18 protein-coding genes and 1 tRNA gene are annotated in these 19,684 nt (G+C 37.6%); 17 read left to right on the forward strand and 2 right to left on the reverse strand.

From position 1 onward, the window contains the following. Positions 1 to 3,147 (forward strand): efflux RND transporter permease subunit, encoded by a 3,147-nt coding sequence (locus tag M0D58_RS02640; RefSeq protein ID WP_248393467.1) that lies wholly within the window; start codon positions 1 to 3, stop codon positions 3,145 to 3,147. Positions 3,148 to 3,226: 79 nt separating this feature from the next. Further along, positions 3,227 to 4,642 carry a TolC family protein gene (locus M0D58_RS02645; protein ID WP_248393468.1) on the forward strand — a complete coding sequence of 472 codons (1,416 nt, stop codon included), beginning with the start codon at positions 3,227 to 3,229 and terminating at the stop codon, positions 4,640 to 4,642. A gap of 71 nt (positions 4,643 to 4,713) precedes the next feature. On the opposite strand, the gene M0D58_RS02650 is transcribed toward M0D58_RS02645, so the two are convergent. Beyond that, positions 4,714 to 4,787, reverse strand: a tRNA-Ala gene (locus M0D58_RS02650). Positions 4,788 to 5,173: 386 nt separating this feature from the next. Between M0D58_RS02650 and M0D58_RS02655 the strand changes: the two genes are divergently transcribed. The 15 genes from M0D58_RS02655 to hisIE all read left to right on the forward strand — a co-directional run bounded on the left by M0D58_RS02655 (position 5,174) and on the right by hisIE (position 18,385). Continuing rightward, positions 5,174 to 5,545 (forward strand): hypothetical protein, encoded by a 372-nt coding sequence (locus M0D58_RS02655; protein ID WP_248393469.1) that lies wholly within the window; start codon positions 5,174 to 5,176, stop codon positions 5,543 to 5,545. 145 nt (positions 5,546 to 5,690) lie between these two features. Then, positions 5,691 to 6,263 carry a C40 family peptidase gene (locus M0D58_RS02660; RefSeq protein WP_248393470.1) on the forward strand — a complete coding sequence of 191 codons (573 nt, stop codon included), beginning with the start codon at positions 5,691 to 5,693 and terminating at the stop codon, positions 6,261 to 6,263. A 93-nt stretch (positions 6,264 to 6,356) separates the two neighbouring features. Then, positions 6,357 to 7,169, forward strand: a complete 813-nt coding sequence (locus tag M0D58_RS02665) for a 2,3,4,5-tetrahydropyridine-2,6-dicarboxylate N-succinyltransferase (protein WP_248393471.1) — start codon at positions 6,357 to 6,359, stop codon at positions 7,167 to 7,169. A 28-nt stretch (positions 7,170 to 7,197) separates the two neighbouring features. Next, positions 7,198 to 8,367, forward strand: a complete 1,170-nt coding sequence (locus M0D58_RS02670) for a glycosyltransferase family 87 protein (protein WP_248393472.1) — start codon at positions 7,198 to 7,200, stop codon at positions 8,365 to 8,367. Between the two features lie 5 nt (positions 8,368 to 8,372). Beyond that, a complete protein-coding gene (locus M0D58_RS02675) occupies positions 8,373 to 9,302 on the forward strand; it encodes a glycosyltransferase family 2 protein (protein ID WP_248393473.1) in 930 nt (309 codons plus the stop codon). A 1-nt stretch (position 9,303) separates the two neighbouring features. Then, positions 9,304 to 10,080 carry a polysaccharide deacetylase family protein gene (locus tag M0D58_RS02680; RefSeq protein WP_248393474.1) on the forward strand — a complete coding sequence of 259 codons (777 nt, stop codon included), beginning with the start codon at positions 9,304 to 9,306 and terminating at the stop codon, positions 10,078 to 10,080. Beyond that, entirely contained in the window at positions 10,077 to 11,171 is a 1,095-nt protein-coding gene (locus M0D58_RS02685) for a glycosyltransferase family 4 protein (protein ID WP_248393475.1), read from the forward strand. Before M0D58_RS02680 ends, M0D58_RS02685 begins: the two co-directional genes overlap by 4 nt. A gap of 248 nt (positions 11,172 to 11,419) precedes the next feature. Continuing rightward, positions 11,420 to 12,277, forward strand: coding sequence for an ATP phosphoribosyltransferase (gene hisG, locus M0D58_RS02690; RefSeq protein ID WP_248393476.1), 858 nt, complete (start codon positions 11,420 to 11,422; stop codon positions 12,275 to 12,277). 1 nt (position 12,278) lies between these two features. Further along, on the forward strand, positions 12,279 to 13,571 hold the full coding sequence (gene hisD, locus M0D58_RS02695; protein WP_248393477.1) for a histidinol dehydrogenase: 1,293 nt from the start codon (positions 12,279 to 12,281) through the stop codon (positions 13,569 to 13,571). After that, entirely contained in the window at positions 13,558 to 14,583 is a 1,026-nt protein-coding gene (gene hisC / locus M0D58_RS02700; RefSeq protein ID WP_248393478.1) for a histidinol-phosphate transaminase, read from the forward strand. Before hisD ends, hisC begins: the two co-directional genes overlap by 14 nt. A 73-nt stretch (positions 14,584 to 14,656) precedes the next feature. Continuing rightward, positions 14,657 to 15,751, forward strand: a complete 1,095-nt coding sequence (gene hisB / locus M0D58_RS02705; protein ID WP_248393479.1) for a bifunctional histidinol-phosphatase/imidazoleglycerol-phosphate dehydratase HisB — start codon at positions 14,657 to 14,659, stop codon at positions 15,749 to 15,751. Continuing rightward, on the forward strand, positions 15,751 to 16,329 hold the full coding sequence (gene hisH, locus M0D58_RS02710) for an imidazole glycerol phosphate synthase subunit HisH (protein WP_248393480.1): 579 nt from the start codon (positions 15,751 to 15,753) through the stop codon (positions 16,327 to 16,329). Before hisB ends, hisH begins: the two co-directional genes overlap by 1 nt. Position 16,330: 1 nt before the next feature. Continuing rightward, the gene (hisA, locus tag M0D58_RS02715; protein WP_248393481.1) at positions 16,331 to 17,053 is read left to right on the forward strand and encodes a 1-(5-phosphoribosyl)-5-[(5-phosphoribosylamino)methylideneamino]imidazole-4-carboxamide isomerase; all 723 of its coding nucleotides are present in this window, start codon (positions 16,331 to 16,333) and stop codon (positions 17,051 to 17,053) included. Beyond that, positions 17,046 to 17,798 (forward strand): imidazole glycerol phosphate synthase subunit HisF, encoded by a 753-nt coding sequence (gene hisF, locus M0D58_RS02720; RefSeq protein ID WP_248393482.1) that lies wholly within the window; start codon positions 17,046 to 17,048, stop codon positions 17,796 to 17,798. Before hisA ends, hisF begins: the two co-directional genes overlap by 8 nt. Then, positions 17,795 to 18,385, forward strand: a complete 591-nt coding sequence (gene hisIE, locus M0D58_RS02725) for a bifunctional phosphoribosyl-AMP cyclohydrolase/phosphoribosyl-ATP diphosphatase HisIE (RefSeq protein WP_248393483.1) — start codon at positions 17,795 to 17,797, stop codon at positions 18,383 to 18,385. The genes hisF and hisIE overlap by 4 nt, the downstream gene beginning before the upstream one ends. Positions 18,386 to 18,456: 71 nt before the next feature. Here the strand turns inward: hisIE and M0D58_RS02730 are convergent, their stop codons facing one another. Further along, positions 18,457 to 19,629: a M28 family metallopeptidase gene (locus tag M0D58_RS02730; protein ID WP_248393484.1), complete on the reverse strand. Its 1,173-nt coding sequence runs from the start codon at positions 19,627 to 19,629 to the stop codon at positions 18,457 to 18,459. Between the last annotated feature and the right edge of the window lie 55 nt (positions 19,630 to 19,684).

Below are 19,684 nucleotides of genomic sequence, written 5' to 3' on the forward strand. Positions count from 1 at the left end.
ATGATTAAAAATTTTATAAACAGACCGGTTTTATCCACCGTAATCTCAATTCTGATTGTGATTCTCGGGGTACTGGGACTAATCGCCCTTCCCGTGACACAATATCCGGACATTGCCCCTCCAACCGTAAGTGTTACGGCCAACTATACCGGAGCCAATGCGGAAACCGTAATGAAAAGTGTGGTTGTTCCTCTGGAAGAGCAGATCAACGGGGTGGAAGGGATGGATTACATCACTTCCAGTGCAGGAAATGATGGCTCAGCCAATATCCAGGTGTTTTTTAAACAGGGAATTGATCCTGATATTGCAGCGGTAAACGTTCAGAACCGTGTAACAAGAGCAACACCTTTATTACCAAGCGAAGTAACACGTTCCGGGGTTGTAACGCAGAAGCAGCAGACCAGTGCTTTGATGTATATGTCATTCTATTCTGAAAATAAAGATCTTGATGATGTATATCTTCAGAATTTTTTGAATATCAATGTCATTCCGAATCTAAAAAGAATTAACGGAGTAGGTGACGCCAACGTTTTCGGGGGTAAAAACTATTCCATGAGAGTATGGCTGGATCCTGCGAAAATGGCGGCCTACGGAATTACTCCTACGGATGTTACCAATGCCATCAACGAACAGAGTAGAGAAGCGGCAGCGGGTTCCATCGGGCAGAACAGCGGAAGCTCTTTCGAATATATCATTAAATATGTCGGTAAATTCAACGAAAAAGAACAGTATGATAATATCATCATCAAATCGCTCGGAGACGGACAGAACCTGATGCTGAAAGATGTTGCCAAAGTTGAACTGGCAGGACAGTCTTATACAGGAATCGGTGAAAACGGAAATTATCCTTCCATCAGTATGGGGATTTTCCAGACACCGGGTTCCAACGCCCAGGAGATTATCAAAAACATCAAAGAATACCTGAAATCAGCAGAGGGAAGTTTTCCGGAAGGAATTAAATATACATTTAACTTTGACACCAATGAATTCCTTGAAGCATCTATCGAAAAAGTAATTCATACGTTGATTGAAGCATTCATCCTTGTATTCATTGTAGTATATATTTTCCTCCAGGATTTCAGATCCACACTGATCCCGGCGATTGCAGTTCCGGTTTCCATTGTGGGTGCATTTTTCTTCCTGAATTTATTCGGATATTCTTTAAACTTATTAACCTTATTCGCTTTGGTTCTTGCGATCGGTATTGTGGTGGATGACGCCATTGTCGTCGTCGAGGCCGTTCATGCCAAAATGGAAAACGGAATTTCCGATGCGAAAAAGGCGACCGTAGAGGCAATGGATGAAATCACAGGAGCCATTATCTCAATTACTCTCGTAATGGCATCCGTATTTATCCCGGTAACTTTTATTACGGGACCTACCGGAGTTTTCTACCAGCAGTTCGGGATTACGCTTATTGTAGCGATCATTATTTCTGCAATTAATGCATTAACATTAAGTCCGGTTTTATGTTCATTATTCTTAAAACCTCACGATGCGCACCATGCGGAATATAAAAATTTAAATTTCATCCAAAAGTTTTTCTATAAGTTTAATATTGCCTTCAGAACAACAACGGAGCGTTACGGAAGAGGATTTATTTTTCTTTTAAGACATAAATGGGTTACCCTGATCATCTTTGCCGTTACAGGAGGAATTTTATACTGGGCAAGTACCACGATGAAAAAAGGTTTCGTACCGACGGAAGACAGAGGAATTATCTTTACCGATGTTCAGCTTCCTCCGGGCGCTTCCATGGAAAGAACGTACAACGCTTTGAAAACGCTTCAGGCAAAAGCCTTAAAAGTTCCGGGGGTTCAAAACGTTACCATTTCAACCGGTAGAGGATTCCTTTCCGGAAACGGAAGTAATAACGGTCTTGCCTTCGTAAAGCTGAAACCTTTTGATGAAAGGAAAAAGGATGGGCAGACATCAGAAGACATTACTAAAAGACTGTTCGGGATTACGGGAGCTGTTCCGGATGCCAAAGTAGTATTCTTCCAGCCACCGAGTGTACCCGGATTCGGGAGCAGCGCCGGTTTCGAGATGGTTCTTCTGGATAAATCAGGAGGCGAATATGTTGACCTGGATAATAAAACGAATGAATTTATCGGGAAGCTGATGCAAAGACCTGAAATTGAATTTGCACAGACTTCATTCAACACAAAATATCCGCAATATGAAATGCAGATTAACGTTCCTTTGGCCAAACAGCTTGGCGTCTCTGTAAGTGACATTCTTGCAACCATGCAAGGGTACATCGGAGGAATTTATACTGCAGATTTTACGAAGTACGGAAAACAGTTCAGGGTAATGGTGCAGGCTCTTCCTGAAAACAGACAGAAAATTGAAAACCTGAATGAACTGTATGTAAAAACAGGATCAGGAGCAATGTCTCCTATTTCCCAGTTCGTTACTTTAAATAAAGCATACGGACCGCAGTCGGTAAGCCGTTACAACTTGTTTACCTCCGTAAAAATAACGGGAGCCAATTCCGCAGGATTCAGTTCTGGGGATGCAATTACAGCCGTTCAGGAGGTAGCAAAAGAAACATTAAACCAGAATTATGATGTTGAGTTTACCGGATTGACCAGAGAGGAATTGAATTCCGGATCTCAAACCGTGCTTATCTTCGCTTTAAGTTTGATCTTCGTTTACTTCATTCTTTCGGCACAATATGAAAGTTATATTCTTCCGCTGATTGTGGTAATATCTCTTCCTCTTGGGGTAATGGGAGCATATTTCGGGCAGAAAATCATGGGACTGGAAAACAATATTTATTTCCAGATTGCATTGATTATGTTGGTGGGGCTTTTAGCGAAAAATGCCATCTTAATTGTGGAATTTGCCGTTCAGCGAAGGCATCATGGGGAAACAATCGTCATGTCTGCTATTAATGCTGCAAAAGCAAGGTTAAGACCTATCCTGATGACTTCATTTGCATTTATCTTCGGACTTTTACCATTGGTATTAGCAAGCGGAATCGGGGCCGTTGGTAACAGATCCATCGCTACAGGAGCGGCAATCGGTTTATTGATAGGTACTATTTTAGGGCTTTTCGTTATTCCTGTACTATATGTTATTTTCGAATACCTGCAGGAGAAAGTGAAACCTATTAAACAAGAGGACATCAATTTAGCAGAATAATTAAGCATGTTCAGGGTTTTCAGATTAAAAGTTTAATACTGATCGGTGGCCCTGAACTTTAAACCTTAAACTTCAAATAATGAAGAATATTTTAAATATTATAAAAGGACTCTCTTTTTCAGTGGTACTTCTGGCAGTTGTATCATCTTGCATGGCCAGAAAAGAATACAACAGACCCAATAATGTGGTCGATGAAAAACTGTACCGCACAGACATGCTTCCTTCAGACAGCACCAATATCGCCAATGTTTCCTGGAAAGAAATCTTTACGGACCCTATCCTTCAGAGACACATTTCTAAAGCGTTGGAAAACAATCTTGACATAAGAATTGCCTTACAAAGTATAGCTTCTGCAGAAGCATATCTGAAACAAAGCAAAGCGGCTTATCAGCCAACTTTATCTGTAGGTCCAAACTATACTTTTCAGACCCAGTCTATCAACACACAGTTCGGACAGATTATCGGGGAAAGAAGATATGTGAATCAGTTTGATATCACAGCAAGCATCGGCTGGGAAGCAGACATCTGGGGCAGGCTGAAATCACAGGAAAAAGCGCAGTATGCCGCTTATCTTGGAACCATTGCAGCACATAAAGCCGTAAAAAGTGATTTGGTAGCATCCGTAGCTTCGGCTTATTACCAGCTTCTTACTTTTGATGCACAGAAAAGAATCATTAATGAAACCATTGCGGTGCGCGAAAGAAATCTTGAAACAACGAGAGCTTTAAAAACTGCAGGTACCTTAACCGAAGTTGCCGTACAGCAGAGTGAAGCATTGGTTTTTAATGCAAAATCTTTATTGATCGATATCGATACCCAGATCCAGCTTTTGGAAAATACCATGAGCCTTCTGATGGGAGAACCTTCGCATACTATAGAAAGATCCACACTGGAAGGCCAGAGCCTGCCAATCGATGTAAAGCTTGGATATCCGGCACAGCTTTTGGCCAACCGTCCTGATGTGATGAGAGCGGAGTACAATCTGATCAATGCTTTTGAGCTAACCAATTCTGCGAAGGCACAGTTTTATCCTACTTTAAGACTAACCGGAAGCGGGGGAGTGCAGTCCGTAGATATTGACCATTTATTCAGTGTAAACTCATTGTTTGCCAATGTTGTGGCCGGTCTGGCACAGCCTATTTTAAACAGAAGAGCTATCAGAACCAATTATGATGTAAGTCTTGCCAACCAGGAAACAGCGTATCTGAATTTCAGAAAAGCGGTTCTTACGGCAGGAAAAGAAGTTTCTGATGCCATAAGAGTATTCTCTGTGCAGGATTCTTTTATTGAATTAAAACAAAAGGAGCTGAATGCTTACAAAAACTCTGTTGAATATTCTCAGGAACTGGTAAACTACGGAATGGCCAATTACCTCGAAGTATTGAATGCCAGCGTAAACTCACTGAATGCAGAACTGAATATTACCAATGCAGAATACAGTAAAATGAGAGCTGCCGTTGAGCTTTATCAGGCTCTTGGCGGAGGATGGAAATAATTTTTACTGAAAAGTAAAACCATATAAAAAGCAAAACGCACATTAAATAATGTGCGTTTTTTTAATTGCTGTGGAGAATACGGGGATCGAACCCGTCACCTTTAGACTGCCAGTCTAACGCTCTAGCCAGATGAGCTAATTCCCCATATTGCTGTTTTTAAAGCGGTACAAAAATAACTATTTAAACTATATGTGCAAACATTTTGTTAAATTTTATTTGAGAAGAAAATGACAATTACAGCTAACTGTCAATTTTTCAGGGATTTTAAAATAATCAATGGAAATTAAAATTATTAGAATAATAAAATCCGTCCAACTTTAATAATAATAAGGAAATTACTATTTTTTTCCAGCAACAATAGTTCATTCCAGATATTTTATTATCTTTGGAAATAATTAAAAATAGAAGAAAAGCAGGCAAAAACTGACTATTTTTACAAGAAAATCAAAATACAACCAATTATTAATCAGGAGATAAGGAATTTCATTAAAAAACCCGTATTCTCCATATTTGTTTATAAAACAAAGACTATGAAGAAATTATTTTTACTTGTATTCACCGCTTTTTTATTCATCGGCTGCAAAGATGAAGATACCATCTACGACTTCATCGGCACCTGGGCCGGAACCTATTCGGGAACAGAAAAAGGAAGCTGGAACATCGTTGTGGCAAGCGACGGTAAAGTAACCGGAACACTGGATTCTGAACAGACTACGGAAAATTATTACATTTCAGGAACTCTTACCGAATCCGGCGAACTCAATGCTACAATCGGTTCTCCTGCAGACGGAGAGTTTAAGGGAACACTTACCAGGGATAAAAAAGGAAACGGAACCTGGGTAAATGCAGTTCCGACGCCTACCAGATCCGGAACCTGGAAAGGTGAAAAAACATCCAATTAATACAATCACTCAAAATATAAAGCTATTCAGACGAATAGCTTTTTTTATTTCTGCCGGGTTTTATCAATTTCATACCACAAAATGAAGATAAGAAAAACATAATTTATTTATATTTGTAATCAGTTTGCCCGTAAAAAAAAGAAATATGAAGAAGTGTCTGAATTATAAAATTTTAAATTGTAAAACAATTCATTCGTTGCTCATTGTATCTTTACTTACCGTTTCATGTGGAAGTTCGAAAAAAGTGGCTTCAAATAAAAGCCCCGGAAGCAAAGCTATCTCAAATACCGAAAGCCTCAGAAACCTGGACTCGAAATTCAACGGCAAAGTTTCAAAATCTATTAACGAAATCCTTAAAGACGCCGAAAAATATCTGGGCGCACCATACAAGTTCGGAGGAAGTACCTCTTCAGGATTTGACTGCTCCGGATTTGCCGTAAAGGTTTTTGAAGAAAACGACTATAAACTTCCGCGCAGATCATCAGACCAGGCCGAAACCGGAAACACGATAGATATCCGAGAAGTAAAGCCCGGAGATCTTTTATTCTTTGCAACAGCCGGCGGGACAAGAGTTTCCCATGTAGGAATCGTTCATGATATCGGAAATGACGGCGAAGTAAAATTTATTCACGCTTCCACAACAAAAGGCGTTATCATCTCATCATTGAAAGAAAAATACTGGAATAAAGCTTATCTGCATGCAAAAAGAATTCTTTAAAGCCATTCTTTAAACAGTATTTCTGCTCATTACGGAAGAAAAATTTTCCTTAACTTTTTGTATCTTTGGCGCAAATAATTTTAAACTAGAAACATGTCGTTACAACAAACAATTGAAAATATCTGGGACAACAGAGAATTATTGCAGAATGAAGACAGCCAGAAGGCTATCAGAGAGGTTATTGCTTTGGTGGACAAGGGAGAGCTTCGTACAGCGGAGCCTACTGAAAACGGATGGCAGGTAAATGAATGGGTAAAAAAAGCAGTGGTAATGTATTTTCCGATCCAGAAAATGGAAACTATTGAGGTAGGTCCGTTTGAATTTCATGATAAAATGCCTTTGAAGAAGAACTATGCTGAAAAAGGGGTAAGAGTTGTACCGCATGCAGTGGCTAGAGAAGGCGCTTACATTGCTCCGGGAGTAATCATGATGCCTTCTTATGTAAACATTGGCGCTTACGTAGATTCGGGAACAATGGTGGATACCTGGGCAACAGTGGGAAGTTGTGCACAGATCGGTAAAAATGTTCACCTTAGTGGCGGTGTTGGAATCGGCGGTGTTCTGGAACCGCTTCAGGCTGCTCCGGTAATCATTGAAGACGACTGCTTTATCGGATCAAGATGTATCGTGGTAGAAGGGGTTCATGTAGAAAAGGAAGCCGTTTTAGGAGCGAATGTCGTTCTTACGGCATCAACGAAAATTATTGACGTTACAGGTTCTGAACCGATTGAAATTAAAGGAAGAGTGCCTGCACGTTCGGTTGTAATTCCGGGAAGTTACACCAAACAGTATCCAGCCGGAGAGTATCAGGTTCCGTGTGCTTTGATCATCGGTCAGAGAAAAGAATCTACAGACAAAAAAACGTCTTTAAATGATGCTTTGAGAGATAATAATGTTGCCGTTTAAGAATATATTCTAAACTAATACCAATATTTTGAAAGAAAAATTTCTTAAAATACTATTAAACCCTAAATATATATTTGGGGTTTATCTTATTATATCGGTGGTTACTGCTATTTCCAAGTATCTGAGAGGAGATTACGCGATTAACAATTACCTGATTTTCAAAAACGTATTTTTTAATACCATTCATCAGAAAAATCTGTTTATCCATTATCCTGATCTTTATTTTGATTTAAACCATTACGGAGTATTTTTCAGTGCACTTATTGCTCCTTTTGCCGTAATGCCGGACTGGCTCGGAATATCGCTCTGGAATGCTGCCAATACGTTTATTCTCATTTACGGTATTCATAAACTGCCTTTTTCCGATTCCAAAAAAGCATTGTTCGGTTTGTTCTGCCTTCAGGAATATATTACGGCAGCTTTAAGTCTGCAATTCAACGTTGCTCTTACCGGACTGTTGCTCTTATCTGCAGTGTACATTTACGAGAAAAAAGAAGTGAAATCAGTAACGGCAATACTGATCGGGGTTTTCGTAAAAATCTACGGAATTGTAGGACTTTCACAATTTTTCTTCATTAAAAATAAAACAAAATTTATTCTTTCCGGATTAATCATAGCGGTAGTTTTCTTTGCATTACCTATGCTATATTCAAGTCCGAAATTTGTGATCCAGTGTTACGCAGACTGGTTTCAGTCTATTGTAGAAAAGAACAATGAAAATCAGGTATTGGGAAATATGCAGGATATATCGCTGATGGGATTTTTCAGAAGGATTCTGGGAGATGCTTCCATCTCGAATCTTGTATTTCTTGCTTACGGACTACCACTTTTCGCCGCACCGTATTTTAGAATCAAACAATACAAACAGTATGCTTTTCAGCTGATGATTTTAGCTTCAACATTGCTGTTTTTAGTATTATTCAGCTCAAGTTCAGAATCTCCTACCTATATCATTGCAATAGTTGGCGTACTGATCTGGTTTTTCCTTCAGAAAGAAAGAACTCCTCTTGTTATCGGATTATTGGTGTTCGTAATTATATTCACATGTTTTTCAACTTCAGACCTGTTTCCGAAATATGTAAAAGAACATTATATCATTAAATACTCTTTAAAAGCCGTACCTTGCATTGTCGTCTGGCTGAGAGTTACGTATGAACTTCTCACCAAAGATTTTGAGAAAAATTACAGCCTTGAATAATCAGTATGAAGAAAATTTCGATCGTCATTCCTGCGCATAACGAAGAAGGAAACGTAGCTTTGGTACATCAGAAAATAAAAGAAGTTTTTGATGGTTTGGAGCATTACAGATTTGAAATCATATTTGTAAATGACGGCAGCAGAGACAATACCCAGCAAAAACTGGAAGAGCTTTCAGAACAGTTTGAAGAGGTAAAATTTATTGAATTTTCAAGAAACTTCGGACATCAGCCTGCGGTAAAAGCAGGAATGGACAACGCAAGCGGAAATGCCGTCATTTCAATGGACGGCGATCTGCAGCATCCGCCCGAACTTATTCCGGAGATGATCAAAAAATGGGAAGAAGGTTATGATATTGTTTTTACCGTTAGAAAATATCCCAAAGAAATTTCAGTATTCAAAAGAAAAACCTCTGATTTTTTCTATAAAATTCTTTCAGGATTGTCTGATGTTGATTTGACAAAAGGCGGCGGCTCAGATTTCAGGCTAATGGATGCAGGTGCCGTAGAAGTGATGAGGAATCTTAATGAAGATGATCTCTTTCTCAGAGGCCTTACCAGCTGGATGGGTTTCAAACAGACCGGAATCAGTTTTATTGCCAATGAAAGGCTTTCCGGAAAAAGCAGCTACAATCTTAAAAAAATGGTAACTTTTGCCTTTACGGGAATTACGGCATTTAGTGTAAAACCACTTTACATTGCCGCATATCTTGGATTCCTGTTTTCCGGACTTTCTGTGATAGGATACGCAACATATGTTATCCATTCTTTCATTGCCAGAACAGAAATTTCAGGGTGGGCATCACTGATTATGACCATTGTTTTTTTCGGCGGACTGCAGTTAATCATATTGGGAATCATCGGAATGTATTTAGGCAAAATCTTTAAGCAGGTAAAACAACGGCCCAATTATATCATCAAAAACAAAAATTTTTAACATGGTTTTATTAAGTTTTGACATCGAGGAATTTGATATGCCATTGGAATACAAAGGGGAGATTTCTTTTGAGAAACAAATCTCAATTTCTCAGACAGGATTGGAAAAAATCTTAGATATTCTGAAAAAACATCAGGCAAAAGCTACTTTTTTTTCAACCGTTGTTTTTGCGGAAAACAGTAAGAATTTAATAGAAAGATTGCTTAAAGAAGGACACGAACTGGCTTCTCATACCTGGTATCATTCGGATTTTAAAGAAGAACACCTGAAGCATTCTAAAGAAAAATTGGAAGAACTATTCGGTACAAAAGTGACCGGATTGAGAATGCCGAGGATGATGCCGGTAAGTAAAAATGCCGTTGAAAATGCAGGCTATTCTTACAATTCATCGATTAATCCAACCTTTCTTCCGGGAAGATACAATAACCTCAAAGTCTCCAGAACTTATTTTAAAGAAGGAAATGTGACGCAGATTCCCGCTTCGGTTTCTCCCAACTTCAGAATTCCTTTGTTCTGGCTTAGCTTCCATAATTTTCCTCTATCTTTTTATAAAAAACTTTCTTCAGACGTACTGCAGAAAGATCGATATCTGAATATTTATTTTCATCCCTGGGAATTTGCGGAAATTAAGGATGAAGCTTTTAAATTACCTGGCTTTACGGTAAAAAATTCAGGCGAAGATATGGTCAAACGTTTTGATGAATTTGTATCTTGGTTAAAAAGTAAAAATCATACATTCGGTACATTTCAGGAATTTCAAAAACAGATCACCTCATGAAAATAGCTTTTGACGCAAAACGTTTTTTCCATAATACTTCCGGATTAGGAAACTATTCGAGAGATCTTGTGAGAATTCTGGCAACGTATTTCCCCGAAAACGAATACATTTTATTAAACAAAAATAAATCCGAAAGAGCCACTGATCTGCTGAGTTTTCCTAACGTCCATTTCGTTGAAACCACAAAAGGAAACTTCTCCCGTCAGCTGAAAATGGGGAAAGACGCGCAGCAGCAAAACGCTGATATTTTTCATGGTTTATCAGGTGAATTGCCTCTGAAATGGGACAAAAAACCTATTAAAAAAATCGTGACCATTCACGATCTTATTTTCGTACGATATCCGCAGTATTATTCTTTTTTTGATCGTAAGATCCATTTCTGGAAATTTAAAAAAGCAGCAGATTCTGCCGATAAAATCATCGCCATTTCCGAACAGACAAAACGCGATATCATTCAGTTTCTCAACATTCCGGAATCTAAAATTGAAGTGATTTACCAAGGCTGTCATAAAGCTTTTAAAGAACAGCAGTCGGAAGATTTTATTCAACAGACAAAAGAAAAATTTGATCTCCCTGAGCGTTTTGTATTAAATGTGGGAACCATCGAAGAGCGCAAAAATCTTCTGAATGTTGTTAAAGCACTAAAAGATACTGATATTCCGTTGGTGGTAGTTGGCAAAAAAACAAAATATTTCAAAAAAGTAGAACGTTTTGTCCGTGAAAATAAAATGAAGGTTTATTTTCTGGAAAGTGTTTCGATGGACGAATTAGCTGTAATCTACAAACTTGCAGATATCTTCATTTATCCGAGTTTATTTGAAGGGTTCGGAATTCCTGTGATTGAAGCGTTATTTTCCGAAACAGTAGTCATTACCAGCAATACAAGCTGTCTTCCGGAAGCCGGCGGACCGGATTCAGTTTATATAGATCCTAAAAATCCTCTTGATATTCAGGCAAAAATTAAATTTTTATGGCAAAACGAATCGGAAAGGAAACGCCGTGCGGAAAAGGGTTTTGAGTTTGTGCAAAAGTTTAATGATCAGTCAATTGCTAAAGAATTAATAAAAATTTATGAAAATATTTTACAATAATATTTGCATTTGTAAAATTTATTGCTTTAAATTTGCACCATACAATTCAAACAAATGAAACCGAATTTTTTAACAGTACATCATTATCATCATCTCTGCTAAGACGGAATTGATTGATATGTGACTATGTTAAAAATCAAAATAATTAAAACCGTCTGAGTAAACAGGCGGTTTTTTTGTTCTAAATTCTTCCCGGGCAATTTATTTCAACTTACCATTTGGTTACTCAGACACAACAAAAAAGTGAAATGAGTACATTAAAAATAGCGATACAAAAAAGTGGAAGGCTTTATGAAGAATCTCTTCAGCTCCTTAAAGACTGCGGCATTTTTGTCAACAACGGAAAAGATCAGCTTAAAGTTTCCGTAGACAATTTTCCGATGGAAATCATGTACCTGCGAAATTCAGATATTCCCCAATACTTGGAAGACGGTGTAGTAGATGTTGCTATCGTAGGTGAAAATCTTTTAGTAGAAAAACAGAAGAAAATTGAGATTGTACAACCTTTGGGTTTCTCAAAATGCAGGGTTTCTCTTGCCATTCCAAAGGAAGTGGAAACAAATGATATTGAGTATTTTCAGGGCAAAAAAATTGCAACTTCATACCCAAATACGCTAAAAAAATTCCTGCAGGAAAATAATATTTCTGCCGACATTCACATCATTTCAGGCTCTGTAGAAATCGCCCCGAACATTGGTCTTGCCGACGGAATATGTGATATTGTAAGTTCCGGAAGTACACTCTTTAAAAACGGATTGAGAGAAACCATAAGCCTTCTTAATTCACAAGCGGTTCTTGCCAAAACCTCAGAACTCAGCACGGAGAAAACCGCTGTTCTCGAAAAATTCGTATTCAGGATTAAAGCAGTTTTAAAAGCGAAAAATTCAAAATATATCCTGATGAATGTTCCGAATGAAAAAATTGAAATCATTTCTAAAACGCTTCCGGTTCTTAAAAGCCCCACGGTTATTCCACTGGCAGAAGAAGGCTGGAGCAGCATTCACTCTGTGATTGATGAAAACCGCTTCTGGGAAGTAATTGATGAGCTCAAAGACAAAGGAGCACAGGATATTTTAATAATTCCAATCGATAAAATGGTAATTTAATATGCAAGTAGAAATATATCCTGAAAAGGAAAAATGGTCTGAATTAACAAAAAGACCTGTTATCAAAAGAGAACAGTTAACAGAAATAGTTGCCGGAATTTTCGATGAAGTTGAAAAAAAAGGCGACAGTGCTTTGGTTGAATTTAACAAAAAATTCGACGGAGCAGAAGTTAAAAATATCAGTGTTTCCCAAGAAGAAATAAAAGATGCAGAAGAACGGATCTGCGAAGAACTCAAACTGGCCATTCAGGAAGCGAAAGAAAATATTACCAAATTTCATGCTTCTCAAATTCCTGAAATTGAAAAGATTGAAACAACAAACGGAGTAATTTGCTGGAGGGAAAACCGGGCGATCGAAAAAGTTGGAATCTATATTCCGGGCGGAACAGCGCCTTTATTTTCTACGGTTTTAATGCTTGCCGTTCCGGCTAGATTAGCAGGATGCGAAGAAATTATTCTCTGTACACCGCCCGATAAAATGGGAAATATAAATCCTGCCATTTTATATACAGCTAATCTTTGTGGTATTACACAAATATTTAAGACCGGTGGTGCTCAGGCGATTGCAGCAATGACATTAGGTACAGAAAGTATTCCCAATGTTTATAAAATTTTCGGGCCCGGAAATCAGTATGTTGTAGCAGCGAAAGAATTTGCCCAGAATTATAATGTAGCCATCGATATGCCTGCCGGACCAAGTGAAGTTCTTGTGATTGCCGATGAAAATGCAGTTCCCGAATTTTGTGCGGCTGATTTACTTTCTCAGGCAGAACACGGAAGTGACAGCCAGGTGATTTTTCTGGCAACAGACGAAAAGGTTTTTAATGAAACTATTCTGGAAACCCGAAAACAGCTTGAAGTACTTCCGAGAAATGAAATGGCAGCTGAATCGTTGAATAACAGTCATTTTATCCTGTTGAGCTCTATTGAGGAAGCTTTGGAATTCAGCAATTTGTACGCGCCGGAACACTTGATTTTGGCCTTAAATAATTTTGAAAAGTATATTCCGCAAATCCGGAATGCGGGTTCTGTATTCCTGGGAAATTATTCATGTGAAAGCGCAGGAGATTACGCCAGCGGAACCAATCACACCCTTCCCACCAATGGTTTTGCAAAAAACTACAGCGGCGTTTCTCTCGACAGCTTCGTAAAGAAAATTACCTTTCAGAATTTATCGGAACAAGGATTAAAAAATTTAGGGAAAACCATTGAAGTAATGGCAGAAACAGAAGGACTTTTTGCTCACAAGAATGCTGTAAGTATCAGATTAAAAAAACAAAATGAAAGAATTTAATATTAAAAAGTTAGTACGGAAAAATATTCTGGAACTGCAGCCTTATATAAGTTTCAGGGATCAGAACGAATTTGAAAATCCGGTTTTCATGGATGCGAATGAAAGCCCTTTTGGAGAATACAACCGCTATCCTGATTCTACCCAGAAAGAATTAAAAAATAAATTGGCAACATTAAAAAATGTTTCAGCACCACAAATTGCGGTAGGAAACGGAAGCGATGAGCTTATCGACCTTATCATAAAAATTTTCTGTGAGCCGAAAAAAGATTCGATTATGATGATGAATCCTTCGTTTGCGATGTACAGATTTTATGCTTCCATTAATGAAAACACCGTTGTAACATTAAATTTAGATGAAAATTTCCAGATCAGTAAAGATGCATTTTTAAAAGTATCAGAAGAGAAAAAGCCTAAGATTTTTTTTCTGTGTTCACCCAATAATCCTACCGGAAATTCTATTCAGGATATTGAATTTTATATTAAAAATTTTGATGGAATTGTGGTGTTGGACGAAGCATATATTGAATTTTCAGAACAGACATCTTGCATCGAATTGCTTGGAAAATATCCAAACCTAATCGTTCTTCAGACCTTCTCAAAAGCGTGGGGAATGGCAGGAGCAAGAGTAGGCACCGCTTACTCATCACACGAAATCATAAGTCTGATTAATACTGTAAAAGCACCGTATAATATTAACTCACTAAGTTTAAATAAAATTATGCAATTAATTAATTATAAGTATATTATTGAAGAAAATATAAAAAACACTTTAAGTGAAATTTCAAGATTAAAAAATGAATTGCTTACTATAAAGTGTGTTAAAAGAGTATTTCCTACCGATGCGAATTTCTTTTTAATTGAATTTAACAATTCGGAAATAGTGTATCAGGAATTACTGAAAAATGAAATTCTGACCAGCAAGAGAAGTCCGCAGATTCCTGACTGTATCAGAATTAATGTCGGAAAAAGAGATGAAAACAATAAGCTGATTAACGTCTTAAAAAGTATTTAATTAAATCTGAAACCTCACAGGTTTTAAAAACCTTTGAGGTTTAGCAAAAAAGAAATTAAAAAGAAAATTAAAAATGAAAAAAGTACTCTTTATAGACCGCGACGGAACCTTAATCTTAGAACCCCCGATTGATTTTCAGGTTGATTCTTTGGAAAAGCTGGAATTTTATCCCGGAGTTTTTCAGAATCTTTCAAGAATTGCAAAAGAACTTGATTATGAATTGGTCATGATCACCAATCAGGACGGACTGGGAACGGAAAGTTTCCCTTATGAAGACTTCAGCAAACCTCAGGAAAAAATGTTAAAAGCATTTGAAAACGAAGGAATTGTTTTCAGTGATATTCTAATTGATAAAAGCTTTGAAAACGAAAATTTACCTACAAGAAAACCGGGGATAGGAATGCTCGGAAAATACATTTACGGAGATTATGATCTGAAAAATTCCTTTGTCATCGGAGATCGGTTTACGGACATTCAGCTGGCTCAAAATTTAGGTTCAAAATCAATTTTCATTAGTAAAACTCCTAGTCAGGAAGCAGTATTCACAACCGAAAGCTGGAGCGAAATTGCACAGTTTTTGACCAGCATTCCGCGAAAAGCAAAGGTTTCAAGAAAAACTAATGAAACAGAAATTGCAGTTGAAGTCAACCTTGATGGAAACGGAACATCCGAAATATCAACAGGATTGCATTTTTTTGATCACATGCTGGAACAAATTTCAAAGCACGGTAATTTAGATTTAAAAATTGAAGTAAAAGGTGATTTGCTGGTTGATGAACACCACACGATAGAAGATACGGGAATTGTGCTTGGAGAAGCTGTTTTAAAAGCTTTAGGAAAGAAAAAAGGTATTGAACGTTACGGATTTCTCCTTCCAATGGATGATTGTCTGGCACAAGTTGCCATCGACTTTGGAGGAAGACCTTGGATCGTTTGGGAAGCTGAGTTTAAGCGTGAAAAAATTGGAGATGTTCCCACAGAAATGTTTTATCACTTCTTTAAATCATTCACAGATTCTGCAAAATGTAATCTCAATATTAAAGTAGAAGGCGAGAACGAACACCACAAGATCGAATCTGTTTTTAAAGCGTTTGCCAAAGCGGTGAAAATGGCAGTAAAACAGACAGACCGTAATTTTAATCTACCATCAACCAAAGGAAGTTTATAATGATTGCCATCATAAAATACAACGGAGGAAACGTTAATTCCGTACAAAATTCGCTTAACCGACTGAATATAGAATCTGTGGTGACCGATGATTTTGAGCTGATAAGAAATGCCAATAAAGTGATCTTTCCGGGAGTGGGAGAAGCATCCTCCACCATGAAATTACTAAAGGAAAAAGGTCTTGATCAGTTAATTCCGACATTGAAACAGCCGGTTTTAGGCATTTGCCTGGGAATGCAGCTGATGTGTAAAACCAACGAAGAAGGAAATACGTCCGGAATAGGAATTTTTGATATCAATGTTAAAAAATTCCCTGCAACAGATATTGTTCCACACATGGGATGGAACACAATTTCAGACTTTAGATCCGATATATTTTCAGCAATTGAAGAGAAGAGCGATGTGTATTTTGTCCACAGTTTTTACTGCGAATTATCTGAAAATACAACGTCTGTTTGTAATTACATTCTGCCATTCAGTGCTTCACTGCAAAAGAATAACTTTTATGCCATGCAGTTTCACCCGGAAAAATCGGGAGATGTGGGAAGCCGTTTATTACAAAACTTTTTAAAAATTTAAAATGAAAATTATTCCTGCTATAGACATCATCGACGGAAAATGTGTGAGACTGTCAAAAGGAGATTACGGTACTAAAAAAATATACAATGAAAATCCTCTTGAAGTTGCCAAAGAATTTGAAAATTTTGGAATAAAATACCTGCATCTGGTAGACCTTGATGGTGCAAAATCTAAGCATATTGTCAACCAGAAAGTTCTGGAAGCCATTGCGAAAGAAACTTCCCTGGAAATTGATTTCGGAGGAGGTTTGAAAACTTTGGAAGATATTGAAATTGCTTTCAATTCGGGAGCAAAGCAGATCACCATCGGAAGCATTGCGGTTCAGGATCCTGATTTCTGTTTTGATCTGATTGAAAAATATGGTCCGGAAAAAATCATGCTCGGTGCCGATTGTGACAACAGAAAGATAAAAACTTCAGGCTGGCTGGAAGAAAGTTCCTTTGATATAATCGATTTTATTCTTAAGTATCAGAATAAAGGAATTAAAAATGTGATTTGTACAGATATTTCAAAAGACGGAATGCTTCAGGGCGCTTCAGATGAACTTTATGAAGAAATTCTAGAAAAAACAGACATCGGGCTCATTGCAAGCGGCGGAATTTCCTGCATTGAAGATGTTGAGCAGATGAAAAAAATAGGCTGTTCCGGAACCATTATCGGGAAAGCGATCTATGAAGGAAGAATAAACCTGCAGCAACTCCAAAATTTTATAGAAAATGCTTAAAAAAAGAATTATTCCGTGTTTGGATATCAAAGACGGAACAACGGTAAAAGGAATCAATTTTGAAGGATTGCGAAATGCAGGTGATCCTATCGAACTTGCCAAAAGATATGAGAAAGAAGGAGCTGATGAATTGGTTTTTCTGGATATTACAGCAACCATTGAAGAGCGTAAAACTTTTGCGGAACTTGTACGGAAAATTGCTAGTGAAATCAGTATTCCATTCACAGTCGGCGGCGGAATTTCTACCGTGGAAGACGTAAGAAAACTTCTCGAGGCAGGAGCAGATAAAATCAGCATTAATTCTTCAGCCGTAAAAAATCCACAGCTGATTTCAGAATTAGCCAAAGAATTCGGGAGCCAATGCATCGTGGTCGCCATTGATACGAAACTGGTGAACGGTTCAGACTGGGTTCACATCAAAGGCGGGAGAGAAATAACAGAACTTAAAACCTTCGACTGGGCAAAAAAAACCGAACAGCTCGGAGCCGGAGAAATTCTGCTTACTTCAATGGATGGCGATGGTACCAAAAACGGTTTTGATATCAGAATAACCAGTCTTATTACGGAGAGCGTAAATATCCCGGTCATTGCTTCAGGAGGTGCAGGAAATATAGAACATTTTGAACATGTTTTTAATCGTACAAGAGCTACAGGAGCTTTGGCAGCAAGTGTTTTTCATTTCGGAGAAATAAAGATCCATGATCTCAAAAATAATTTAAAATCTAAAAAATTGGCATTACGATGAATATTAATTTCAATAAAAATAAAGACGGACTTGTGCCTGTGGTGATTCAGGACGACAGAACCTTGCAGGTTTTAATGTTAGGTTATATGAACGAAGAGGCATTGAAAAAAACAGAGAAAGAAGGCATTGTTACTTTTTTCAGCCGTTCAAAAGACAGGCTTTGGACGAAAGGAGAAGAGTCTGGTAACTTTTTAACGGTAAAAAATATTTCTGTTGACTGTGATCAGGATGCCATTTTAATCAAAGTAATTCCCACCAACGTGGTTTGCCATACAGGAAGTTTCAGCTGTTTCGGAGAAAAGGATTCTAAAGGGTTTTTGTATGAGTTGGAAGAAAAGATCTCCCAAAGAATTGATGAAAAAACAGAAGATTCTTATACCTATGCGCTATTCCAGAAAGGAATTAATAAAGTGGCTCAGAAAGTGGGAGAGGAAGCGGTTGAAGTGGTCATTGAGGCCAAAGACAGTAATGATGACTTATTTAAAAATGAAGCCGCAGATCTGCTGTACCATTTTTTAATTTTACTGAAAGCTAAAAATTGTACTTTAGAAAACATTGAAGAAATTTTAAACAGACGGAACCGGTAAGTTTTTTGAAAGCAGATGAAAATAAAAAATCCTGAGCAGTAACTCAGGATTTAATTTATATTTTTTGATAATTATTTTCCGATAATTATTTTTCTTACCGCTTTGCTGTCTTTGGTTTTTATGATTGCTAAATAAGCTCCGTTTATTAATCCCGAAACATTAACTTTTGTTTCATTTTCTTTATTTAGAATTACTCTTCCATTCATATCTGTAATTTCAAGATTAAAATTCTTAATATCTTTCGGAAGTTCAATATTCAGGATATCTTTTGCAGGATTCGGATAAATTTTTACTGTTTCCAGGTTGTTTACATTTTTTTCTTCTGTAGCCAGTAGTGTTGTTGAAGCAGTCGCGAAATGCTGTAATGCTCCCACAGCAGCTTTTCCTACATTGAAAACATAAGTAGGATCTACGTTTATGAATGTATCATTCACCGTATGCTCATTATAGCTCCTTACATTTTCATAAAACCCTGTAATAATATCCCCATTCTGTTCAAATGGAATATAATCTGAAGCGTAGGCATTAGACATTACCGTTTGCAGAGGAGAGTACAGCGTTGTACAGTTTGCCAGCTGCTGGGTAAAAGCAAGAGACTGGGCATTGTTTCCGCTTTGTCCGGACTGGTCGCTTTCACATTTTATGGCATTGTTATTATTGCCGATTTTACCTCCAACCTGATCAATATTAAATACCACTCTTATATTCAGCTGTCTTACGTTATTCTGAAAAACTACATTATCCGCATAATGGGCACTTCCATACAGCCCCTGTTCTTCCCCGGAAAAATGAATAAATTTAATTGAATAATCTGTAGGAATATCCTTCAGAATCCTTGCTGCTTCAAGGATAATGGATGTTCCGCTTCCGTTATCGCTTACGCCGGGCCCGGTGATCGTGTCGTAATGCCCGCAAATAATTACATAAATATTAGGATATAGTGTTCCTGTTTTCGTAATGATTAAATTTTTTGAGCTGGTGCTGCCGAATGTGAAAGGGTCTTCCACGATCTGGCTGGCAGTATATCCATACGATTGGTATTTCGCTTTAAGCCAGTTCAGAGCATTGGTATTGGCTGCAGATCCGGTAGTTTTAATGCCAAGATTTTCAAATTCCTGAAGAATTGTCGTGATATTAGTCTGTGAAACCTGGTCTGCCCTGTTTTTATATGCCTGAATAAGACTTTGGGCCTGAAGGTTATAAAAAGCCAATGAAATAAGCAATAAAGAAGTTAGTTTTTTCACCCTTAAATAAAGTTTTACGTATTTAATAATTTAGCAAATGTATATAATAAAAAAA

This window comes from Chryseobacterium nepalense (assembly GCF_023195755.1).
Lineage (GTDB): Bacteria > Bacteroidota > Bacteroidia > Flavobacteriales > Weeksellaceae > Chryseobacterium > Chryseobacterium nepalense.

Coding starts and splice junctions, on each gene's coding strand:
- M0D58_RS02645 (WP_248393468.1), top strand. CDS start 3,227: ATGAAGAATATTTTAAATATTATAAAAGGACTCTCTTTTTCAGTGGTA.
- M0D58_RS02655 (WP_248393469.1), top strand. CDS start 5,174: ATGAAGAAATTATTTTTACTTGTATTCACCGCTTTTTTATTCATCGGC.
- M0D58_RS02640 (WP_248393467.1), top strand. CDS start 1: ATGATTAAAAATTTTATAAACAGACCGGTTTTATCCACCGTAATCTCA.
- hisF (WP_248393482.1), top strand. CDS start 17,046: ATGCTTAAAAAAAGAATTATTCCGTGTTTGGATATCAAAGACGGAACA.
- hisC (WP_248393478.1), top strand. CDS start 13,558: ATGAAAGAATTTAATATTAAAAAGTTAGTACGGAAAAATATTCTGGAA.
- hisA (WP_248393481.1), top strand. CDS start 16,331: ATGAAAATTATTCCTGCTATAGACATCATCGACGGAAAATGTGTGAGA.
- hisIE (WP_248393483.1), top strand. CDS start 17,795: ATGAATATTAATTTCAATAAAAATAAAGACGGACTTGTGCCTGTGGTG.
- M0D58_RS02685 (WP_248393475.1), top strand. CDS start 10,077: ATGAAAATAGCTTTTGACGCAAAACGTTTTTTCCATAATACTTCCGGA.
- hisG (WP_248393476.1), top strand. CDS start 11,420: ATGAGTACATTAAAAATAGCGATACAAAAAAGTGGAAGGCTTTATGAA.
- hisD (WP_248393477.1), top strand. CDS start 12,279: ATGCAAGTAGAAATATATCCTGAAAAGGAAAAATGGTCTGAATTAACA.
- M0D58_RS02660 (WP_248393470.1), top strand. CDS start 5,691: ATGAAGAAGTGTCTGAATTATAAAATTTTAAATTGTAAAACAATTCAT.
- M0D58_RS02665 (WP_248393471.1), top strand. CDS start 6,357: ATGTCGTTACAACAAACAATTGAAAATATCTGGGACAACAGAGAATTA.
- M0D58_RS02680 (WP_248393474.1), top strand. CDS start 9,304: ATGGTTTTATTAAGTTTTGACATCGAGGAATTTGATATGCCATTGGAA.
- M0D58_RS02675 (WP_248393473.1), top strand. CDS start 8,373: ATGAAGAAAATTTCGATCGTCATTCCTGCGCATAACGAAGAAGGAAAC.
- hisH (WP_248393480.1), top strand. CDS start 15,751: ATGATTGCCATCATAAAATACAACGGAGGAAACGTTAATTCCGTACAA.
- hisB (WP_248393479.1), top strand. CDS start 14,657: ATGAAAAAAGTACTCTTTATAGACCGCGACGGAACCTTAATCTTAGAA.